At 56.8% G+C, this 1429-nt stretch carries 1 protein-coding gene; it reads right to left on the bottom strand.

All coding sequences use genetic code 11. The annotated features are described in order from the left end of the window. Nucleotides 1-705 precede the first annotated feature (705 nt). Complete coding sequence (locus G4L39_RS15855; protein ID WP_425485728.1) at nt 706-1401, bottom strand: RHS repeat-associated core domain-containing protein; 696 nt, start codon at nt 1399-1401, stop codon at nt 706-708. Between the last annotated feature and the right edge of the window lie 28 nt (nt 1402-1429).

Below are 1429 nucleotides of genomic sequence, written 5' to 3'. Positions count from 1 at the left end.
CATCTGGGAAAAAGACCACCCTGGCACGGCCCTGCGGCCCTTCCGGCGCCCGGACGACCCCTCCCCGATGGGTCCCGGAGCCCTCCCAGATCTCGTTTAGAGACTCCTCCGATTCGAAAACATCGTTTTGCACGCCACCCCAACTGCTGGCTAAGGATTCAGGGTTAGCACGCGAGTTGGGAGAATAGCCTTTCAATACCAGGCGCTACCATCTATGTTATCAAAGCGGCATTTCGCCACCTTCGATTACCGTTACTTTAGGTTGTCTAGTCGCCATTGGCTTCAATAGCTTTCGTGCCTTAGGCGCATCCTTCTCGCCTACGCAGATAATCGTCCTGCGCGCACCACGCACGCACTCCAACCGAATTCCGCGTCCGCGCAACTGCCTGACAACCTCGTCCACGAGTATGTCCTCTCTCACGATGCACACGAATGCAAGGTTTGCGTCATACGGCCCCTCGGCGGCACGCCTTACGAACACAAGGTCCTCCCATTGCATCCCGTCCGGAGGCTCCATCAACAACCGGCCTCCATCAGCAAACAGGAGCATAACGCCGCCTTCGGGACAATGGAAGCACTCGGACAATTTTGTCGCTGGCTGGATAATCATTTCTACGATGCCCACTGCGCCGTGTTCGCGCACGTAATCCCCAACCATTACAACCTCTCCTGAATAATACCGCCATTGCGCAGGCATATGTGCTTCTAATAGTACTCCACACCTCCGCCACCTGGCTCTACATACGGGATCTCTCCCGGGTAGGGACTTATTCCATCAGTCACCCCAGTCTTATGTGGCCAGCAAAAGCATGGCACCGGAGCTGTAACCGGACTCTGCATCACTACGTAGTGGTGCGTGTGGGTACCAGTGTACGGCCAGTGAGGACGTGAGGGCGGAACAAAGTCAATGCGATACATTGTAGTGCCAGCCGGCGGAACGCATGGCTTGCACCTCACCCTCTTTGGACGGCATTTATCGATGCATTTACCGATCTCTCTAACACCTGCTCTAACTAAATCAATCAGCGCGTCGCGACACGCCGGGATTACTAAGCACGTCGTTACGGCTGCCAGAGCGCACTCAGCGACAGTCACACTTATGCCCCCGATGACAATTACAGCAGCTCGACCATCCTTATCAACCAGCTGTGAAGGCTCATTCCCAACGAATCCGTAGAGGCTCACTCCTCCCGACTCCCCAATCACATCTCTACTCAGCCACCGGCCTGAGGTGGGTGAATAGGCACGGTATTCGTACAGCACCAGGCCCGTGCCGTCCTCCGTACGCTTCGTGCTGAAGCGGAACGGATTCGAACCCGCCACAGGACCCGTCATCCGCAAAGGCTCCCCAAACGGGCCATACTCGTACCGGGCAGTCTCGGTACCGGTGCTCGCGGACACCAGGTTCCACACGTTCCCGTTGCCGTCG

This window comes from Limisphaera ngatamarikiensis (genome assembly GCF_011044775.1).
Classification (GTDB): Bacteria; Verrucomicrobiota; Verrucomicrobiia; order Limisphaerales; family Limisphaeraceae; genus Limisphaera; species Limisphaera ngatamarikiensis.
Note: the sequence above shows the minus strand (reverse complement) of the source record. Positions and strands in the feature narration are given on the sequence as shown.